This is a genomic window from Bdellovibrio sp. (assembly GCF_036384735.1).
Classification (GTDB): Bacteria; Bdellovibrionota; Bdellovibrionia; order Bdellovibrionales; family Bdellovibrionaceae; genus Bdellovibrio.
Window position 1 is genome coordinate 1 of sequence record NZ_DASVLT010000037.1, and the last position, 7,872, is coordinate 7,872.

Annotated in this window: 7 protein-coding genes and 1 pseudogene; 3 read left to right on the top strand and 5 right to left on the bottom strand. The window is 43.8% G+C overall.

Going from position 1 to position 7,872, the window contains the following annotated elements; all coding sequences use genetic code 11:
* From VF412_RS10995 to VF412_RS11010, 4 genes and pseudogenes are all read right to left on the bottom strand, one after another.
* A pseudogene (locus tag VF412_RS10995) lies at positions 1 to 1,350 on the bottom strand (hypothetical protein); the annotation flags it as partial.
* Between the two features lie 63 nt (positions 1,351 to 1,413).
* The gene (locus tag VF412_RS11000) at positions 1,414 to 2,154 is read right to left on the bottom strand and encodes a PilZ domain-containing protein (protein ID WP_331339290.1); all 741 of its coding nucleotides are present in this window, start codon (positions 2,152 to 2,154) and stop codon (positions 1,414 to 1,416) included.
* Between the two features lie 72 nt (positions 2,155 to 2,226).
* Entirely contained in the window at positions 2,227 to 2,820 is a 594-nt protein-coding gene (locus VF412_RS11005) for a L,D-transpeptidase family protein (protein WP_331339291.1), read from the bottom strand.
* 165 nt (positions 2,821 to 2,985) lie between these two features.
* Positions 2,986 to 4,512, bottom strand: coding sequence for a hypothetical protein (locus tag VF412_RS11010; RefSeq protein ID WP_331339292.1), 1,527 nt, complete (start codon positions 4,510 to 4,512; stop codon positions 2,986 to 2,988).
* A 112-nt stretch (positions 4,513 to 4,624) separates the two neighbouring features.
* Between VF412_RS11010 and VF412_RS11015 the strand changes: the two genes are divergently transcribed.
* Positions 4,625 to 5,683: a mechanosensitive ion channel family protein gene (locus VF412_RS11015; protein WP_331339293.1), complete on the top strand. Its 1,059-nt coding sequence runs from the start codon at positions 4,625 to 4,627 to the stop codon at positions 5,681 to 5,683.
* Complete coding sequence (gene ttcA / locus VF412_RS11020; RefSeq protein WP_331339294.1) at positions 5,664 to 6,443, top strand: tRNA 2-thiocytidine(32) synthetase TtcA; 780 nt, start codon at positions 5,664 to 5,666, stop codon at positions 6,441 to 6,443. Before VF412_RS11015 ends, ttcA begins: the two co-directional genes overlap by 20 nt.
* Here ttcA and VF412_RS11025 read toward each other — a convergent pair.
* The gene (locus VF412_RS11025; protein ID WP_331339295.1) at positions 6,433 to 7,047 is read right to left on the bottom strand and encodes a glutathione S-transferase family protein; all 615 of its coding nucleotides are present in this window, start codon (positions 7,045 to 7,047) and stop codon (positions 6,433 to 6,435) included. The genes ttcA and VF412_RS11025 overlap by 11 nt on opposite strands.
* Positions 7,048 to 7,233: 186 nt before the next feature.
* Here VF412_RS11025 and VF412_RS11030 point away from each other — a divergent pair, with 186 nt between their 5' ends.
* The gene (locus VF412_RS11030) at positions 7,234 to 7,782 is read left to right on the top strand and encodes a GNAT family N-acetyltransferase (protein WP_331339296.1); all 549 of its coding nucleotides are present in this window, start codon (positions 7,234 to 7,236) and stop codon (positions 7,780 to 7,782) included.
* Positions 7,783 to 7,872: the final 90 nt, after the last annotated feature.

Below are 7,872 nucleotides of genomic sequence, written 5' to 3' on the forward strand. Positions count from 1 at the left end.
TCTGTCTTTTAACTTATTACAAGCATCGATCTGATCGGGAGCCAACTGACCTTTGCCTTTTGCATTTGCTTGCCATGTCGACTTCGCAACATTGATATCTTTTAGGCTGTCACTGCTCCAATCAACACCACTTGTACAAAACTTAGCAGCATCTAAATAGCTTTTTTGCAGACCCGCTGTGTAATCGCCCAATTTACTCAAGCACTCTTGGGAAACTTCGTTCTTGTCACCCGACTTCGTGACGTTACAAAGACCGTCAGTACCGCCTTTTACTTTCACGATGCTGTTAATGATTCTTTCAGGATCGGTTACCGGCGCCGCCGTGTTACACTGAGATGTCGCCGTCGACAAACTTTCTGTCACGCAATACGCACCGCCCGAGCTATTCAAGCCGAACAAAAGTGGATTACAAGGCAAACCATTTCTTTTAGAAACGCAGTCCCTCATATCTGTTACAACAGAACTTGGAAATGAAGAGCTTAATGTCTGAACTTGATTTAATAGGCTCACACGACCATCTGGAGGAGCCGCACAAGATGCTCCCTTGCTGCCTCTATGATAAGTCGCAATCCAACCTGAAGCCACACAAGATGTGCCTTCTTCATAAAGAGCGTAGGCCGTCGTGCCAAGCAACGTGCGCCACAATGCCGCTACAGCAGATTCTGCCGATGCATTGACATTTGAAGCTCCCTTGCGACCTTCTTTAAGTTCTATCACATGATTCGCAGCTTCAGATACTTCGCGAAGTTTCAAGAAGTACTTCATCTGCTGACGAAGATTCATTTTCGCCAATTGAGAAGGCTGTAAAGTCGTATTCGATCTTTGCGCATTTGTTGAAGAAGTTTTTGAACTTTGAGTCGATTTTTTTAGAACAGGATCTTGGCTTGCGACCTTGGCAGCCAATTGTTCGAATTTGTTATAGTCAGCAAGCTCTGCGCGAGTCAGAGTCACTCCGTTAACTTTCATTGGTTTGTCGTCATTACCAGTGAATGTCAACGTGTTCGATTCAGAACCTGACGTAAGAACCAAACGCACTTGTTCGACGTTATCACCATCTTTAAAGCTACTTGCTTGAATCGATGGCATCATTTCATTTGCATGAATTTTCATCCAAGGATCCAATTGCTTTTGCAAAACGGCAGGATAGATATGACGAACTCGGCCCCAGAATTGACCAATCGTGATCTTCTGCGATGTCAATCCTGATTCTTTCAGATACTGACTGATGAGTTGTTTCTGATTGTATGCCGCTTCTGCACCTTGTGCTACGGGAGCCGCACACATCGTCCATGCAGACACTGTGACAGCCAATGCTTTAAGAGCAGATACAGGTTTTAAGTTCCATCTCATATCGACCTCATACTTTTGAGTCTTTTCGGTACACAATTTAGATAACTTAAGAAGAACCCAGACTTATCCTGGATTTTCAAGAGCTGTCTCATCATGAGACTTAAGCCACTCTTTCAAATGGTTCAAATCCTGCCCTCGAAGCTCTTTAAATTTCAAACGAAGCACGTTGTCACCGTACTCCACGACCAGAGTCTTGATTTTCATATTGCGGAGCTCGGGGAAGATCACATCAACAAAACGCAGTTCATGCACGAGAGGGCCCATGTCCCGTTGCAAACGAATGCGCGCTCCAGAGATAGAAACAGATTCAGTAACCCCATTGAAGATATCTTGAGCTACAACTTCCACCGGCGTTCTGATGTCATAGCGTTGGGCAGCGGGAATAAACCAACGCGTACGACGATCTAAATATGGGAAGCGGAAATAAAATGAAAGAATAAGCACCGCAACCGTCGCTACAGAAGAAATCCCCATCTGCCAGTGACCATAACTTGTATGAGCAAGATCACCCAAGAAAGCGCGATAGAGATTGATTGCAAGAACTAACATCAATGTCGCAATGGCAATGGTCCAAGATGTTTTATGAGGACGAAGAAGCAAGATCCCTGTAACAACCAAAAGGCTCAGCCACAACCAATCTAAAATAGAAATACCTTGCAGAAGAGCATAAAGGATCGAGGGTTCCTGCCAATTGGGAATCCCGCTATTGGCAAAACTGATCAGAAGATTTCCGATAGGAGCAAGCAAAAACAGAATTGCTAAAACATAAACGCCAAATGGTCGTTTCAACTCTGATTGTTGCATGACACCCCCGAGATTATGCTAATGGAAAGGAGGTGTCGTTGACGACGATTTCTTAGAGGAACAGGACCTTAGTTAGCGCTGCTGCGGAGAGCAAATTTCAACTGCTGTTTTTTCTTTCACCAGAGCGAATATTTCTTTGATTTCTTCATCGGTGACAGCCATGCAGCCGTCTGTCCAATCGTTTGGATGATTTGCGACAGCTTTCGCGTGCATCTTGGGCTCAATGGCAAAACCATGAATCATGATATCGCCTCCAGGAGACTTCCCACGGGCTCTTGCATAATCGACATCGGCGTCATTTGGATACGAAGTATGAAGACTCAAGAAGTAAGCGCTTTTGGGATTTTTATAGTCGATGTTATAAAGACCTTCCGGAGTCTTTTGATCTCCTTCAAAGTGCTTTGGACCGCCTAGCGGATCACCACCGAACGCCACATGGTAGGTTTTTAAAACAACACCGTCGTCAATAAGGTAAAGTTCGCGTCGGTATTTGGAGACCAAGATACGATCCACATCGCCCTTATCTCGCAGATAGCGAGCGAATTGATCCGAGTTCAAATGAGGCATATTAGGAACGCGACTCATATCATCGCAATAACGAATTTGTCCTGCGAATGAGATTGAAGAAAAAGCACTAACGATCAGAAGTGTGATTAGTTTTCTCATGGAGAGAATTTATAACACAGAAACTAGACTTTCGCACGAGTGAGAATCAAATTCTTTTTTAGCAATATTTTAGCGACGTACTTTCTCTTCAGCTAAAAATAAGAGGGGAATCATCCTCCCCTCTCAGACTTAAAATGTCACTGTGTCTAAGAATTCGTCAGAGGTCTAATCCGCGAAAGATGCGGAGGAACAACTCTGAATACAGCTCTCGTGGGCCAAAGCCACTCTTGTGTCAATGCAGTCCGATGTTCCCTTATGGCGAACCACGGAAAGCGTCCCAAGGTTTGGCGTATAAGACTTATTATTGATCTTCGCAAGACATGCATAGTATGCGTATTTGGTAAGACCGACATCCATTTTACTCTCTGTGGGCAAATAGTCTTTTGCAACAAAGTGATTGATTCCTACGGCGCCAACACTTGGCGAACTTTGCGCAATCACGAAGTCGAAACCTTTTGAAGTCAGAGCCGAACAGTCAGAGGTTGTCTTTGCATTTGCAATACCAAAGGGATCTGCACCCACTTTGTCGATCATAATCACGTGCCCCTGAACCGCCACGATATCACCTGCATGCAAAGATGTAGTTGGCGTCACGGTGATTTTAGAGAGACATGTCAGACCATTATTCTGAGGCTCAACATATGAAGTCGAGCCCCAAGCCAAAGCATCAGACGCTTTCAAGGTGCGACCCGATTTCAATCTCAGACCACCTGCTGCCATTGACGTAAAGACAAATCCTGAACAGTCAATGCCAAGGACACTAGTTCCATCACCGCCATTTTTGAACAAATCAATTGGCGAAGATGCTGCCGTGGTGACATAAGGTTTTCCACCATAGTCGTAAATCAATGGATTACTGCGAACGTCAAAACAACTTTCACCATAAGAAGCTACATCTTTAATATACGGATGTGTTGCATCCACCTTCGCAAGACTTGAGATCATGCGCTTATTGCCAATACCATCCGAGTGTTTACCTGTAATAGTGATCCCTTGAATATTTGGAGTCTTTGAACTCAATGGTTCCATGGTCAACGTTTGACAAGATTGATAAGCTGTTGCGAAAGCCCAGCGCTCACCGAAAACTGCCGCATTCACTCCTGCCGCAGTTGCCTGTTGTTTTTGATAGTTGTAATCATAGTTCGGAGCTGGTGATGGTGTTGTCATATCATCAGCCGCTACGGCCGATGTTGACGAACTTGTATTACAATCCAAGCTCATCGATTGCACTGTTTTTTGAAGAGCCGTGAAATTAGCGCGAACGCGGTCCTGCATGTAAGCACGGAAGGTCGTCGAGCGATCACCCACGTCAATAGCTGATAGTAGCTGTAAAAGAGTCGCTGAGTCAGTCACACGCTCACCTGTTGGAGCTTCTACCAATAGAGAATCCACCAATTGATCCAAATTTGAATTCAATTGTGTTTTTTGATCACCCGTCATGCGTGAATTTTCATCAGCCAACTTATCCACCTGAGAATGGAAGGCCGCTTTCATTTCATCTGCTGTTGGGATCGCCTGCTGTTCGATCAGATAGCTTTTCAAACCGTCATAAAGCTTTGATTCCAATTGCTGGCTTTTACACGAAATATCTGAAGCCGTGTTGGAAGCGATATTATCAAGAGCTTGGTGAGATTGAGGAGCACAAGCCGTCATTGCTGCAAAAATGCCGATGTAAAGGTAGTGTTTTCCCATGCCCGATCTATCGGCAGAGAGCACAACCCAAATGACCCCCCTCACATTTTTTTCCGCTCGACTAGACTAAAAATTAGCCATTATACTAGGGACTCTTGAGGGAAAACGAACTATGGCAGAAAAGTTTATCAATATCCAAGCACTCTACGCGATGCTAGAATTAGAACCCTATATTCTTTTGGGTTGTTTGATTGTCATTGCGTGGGTCTTCTATAAATTTTTCTTAAAAGAGGCGACGGACGAACGTCATAAAATCATTCGAGGCCACTTTCGAATTTTAATCCGTCATTTTGTGATTTTAAGTTTTCTATTTGTGACTTTCATCTTTATGCAAAGTTCAGAAGCGCAGTTAGGTCGATTCACCCGCTTTACTCCGTATGTGGCGATGTTGATCTTTATTTGGGGGAACGTAGTTTTTGTTAAGACGTCGCGCCTGATTGTTCTTCAGTACATGTTCCTAGGCTCTATGAAACACGGAGTTCCTCTTTTATTGGTGAATATTTTTTCACTGATTCTTTCCATCGTTCTCACACTCTGGGGAGTTACAAAAATTTTCGGCGTCGAGCTTGGACCTTTGCTTGCGACTTCGGCCGCGGCCTCGATCATTCTGGGTCTTGCTCTTCAAGATACTTTGGGAAATTTATTTGCCGGAATTTCTTTGCAGGTCGATCGAAATTTTGAAATCGGCGATTGGTTAGAGATTAATGCTGGCGGCCAAAAAGCCACCGGCCAGGTGCGTGAGATGACCTGGAGATCCGTCACGTTGGTTGGCTTTTCTGACGAGATGATCACTTTTCCCAATCGATCCATGGCCAGTGCGCAAATTTCGAATTTTTCTCCGCCGGATCATCCGATTTTACGCCGTCATATTTTCAGGTTGGCCTATGGGACAAATATTGGGCACGCAAAGCAGGTTTTGGAGCATGCTGTCGCCGGTATTGGCGATGTTCGTGGCATCCCAGCCCCTTGGAGTGTGGTCAGTGATTTCACTGAAAACTGGATAGAACTGAAGATTCTTTACTTTATCGATCATTATAGCGCGCAATTTACCATCGCTGATAAAGTTTATTCCCGGGGAATTGAGGCCTTGAACGCAGCTGGTATTAAATTCGCTCGACAAGTTGTTGAGCTATCAGATACAAATCCTAACCATGGCAGCAGTAAACTTTGAGAGTCCTTTAGCGATTAAAATTCGTAAGCAGATTGTTCAAGCTTTGAACGACTTCAACATGATTGAAGACGGCGATAAGTTAATGGTCTGCGTTTCCGGCGGAAAAGATTCCAGCGTGTTGTTGGCACTTCTGACAGAGATTCAAAAACGCTCTGAACGAAAGTTCACTCTTGAAGCGGCTATCCTTGATCAAAAACAACCGGGCTTTGATCCCACAGCATTCAGAACATGGATTGAAAGCCTTGGCGTAAAACTTCACGTTCTTGAAAAAGACACTTACTCAATCGTTAAAGAAAAAGTGCCTGAAGGGGCGACATACTGTTCGCTGTGCTCTCGCCTTCGCCGGGCGATTCTTTATGATTTCGCCCACGCCAATGGTTTTACAAAAATGGTCTTAGGACATCATCGCGACGATGTGGTTCACACAGCTTTGCTAAATTTGTTCTATGTAGGCACAACAGCCTCAATGCCGCCGAAATTAAAATCAGATGACGGACGAAATATTTTGATTAGACCTCTAACTTATGTTTCAGAGAGAGATATCGAAGATCTTGCTACAGAATGGGCCTTCCCGATCATTCCGTGCAATCTATGTGGCTCACAAGACGGCCTTAAGCGCGTGCGTGTGAAGAAGCTTGTTCGTGATCTTGAAAAAGAAATTCCGAACATCTATGCCTCTATCCAGACAGCTCTCTCAAATGTCAAGCCAAGCCAAATGATGGATCAAGAGCTGTGGGATTTTAAAAATCTTAAGACATAGCCTTTTTAACAGCGGGACGATTTCCCACCGCATCCAACCAACGACGAATCGCCGGAGCAGAGTCAAACCACTCCGGCTTTTTTGTCGCAAAAGCCGATACCCACGTATACGTCGTCATATCGGCAATCGTATAAGAATCACCGGCCACAAATTGATGCTTCGTTAATTGAGAGTTTAGAACCGTCACTAGACGTTGCGATTCTTTTTCAAAGCGCTCAATAAACTGCGGAACTTTTTCCGGCATATAAGTCGTACCGTAATTGTAGTTTCCAAAGTTCGGTCCAATGGCTGACATTTGAAACATCACCCATTGCATAACATGAGCCTTTTGATCCAACTCTTGTCCAAAGAACTTACTGTATTTTTCAGCCAGATAATAAAGAATCGCACCGCTTTCAAAGACTGTCGTCTTTCTATTGAAAGGACCTTCATGATCGATAATCACAGGAATACGACCATTCGGATTCATCTCGAGAAACTCAGGTGATTTCTGCTGATTCGCCTTAAGATCGATCATGTGCTTGGTATAAGGTACACCAAGCTCCTCCAGCATGATCACGATCTTGTGTCCATTAGGTGTATTAGCTGTATATAGATCAATCACGGGGTCCCCCTCGAAATAGTAAGAATAAATGGTAACTTTAAGGGCTTAAACGTCCAAACGCAATCCTCTGTGACATCAGTGATTCCAGATTGGAACTAGAGTGTCGCTAATGGAATGAATAAATTCATTCGATTTCCCCTCTTGTATTTCATTCTGTAAGATACTTCCTAAGAAAGGAAAAATAAAATGAATCAATCATCTGTCATATTTAAAGCAAAGAATGGTCAAGAAATTGAAATTCGCAGTCCTTACGAAAATGAGGCACAGCTTGTTTTGGATATGATGGTGGATGTTTCAGCTCATAGTCCTTATATCCTTTCAACCCCAGAAAGCTTTAAGCAAAAAACTGTTGAAAGCCAGATAAAATGGTTCAAGGATTGCCAGGAAAGCGATGCTTCGATTCTTCTTGCGGTGTTTAACAATGGCCGCATCATTGGTTTCTGCGGTGGACACTCCTACAAGGATATAAAACGCAGACATCGAGCGGGTCTGGGCGTCACCCTTCATCCCGATTTTCGCGGCATTGGTATTGGGCAAAAGCTGATGGAGGTCTTACTAGACAACATGAAAAGATTTACTGGCATTCAAATCATCGAGCTTGATGTGATGCTCAATAATCAACAGGCGTTGCGTCTTTATGAAAAATTAGGATTTAAAAAAGCAGGTATTTTTCCAAAAGCATTTATTCTTCCCTCTGGGGAAGTGTCAGATAATTTAACGGTTGTTCCCAGTTAATGGTGGAATGCTAGGCGTTAGGACCTAAGAAAAAAGGGATCCAGTTAATTACACAATCTTCTTAAGATTTGGTTACGAAGCAAAATCTAA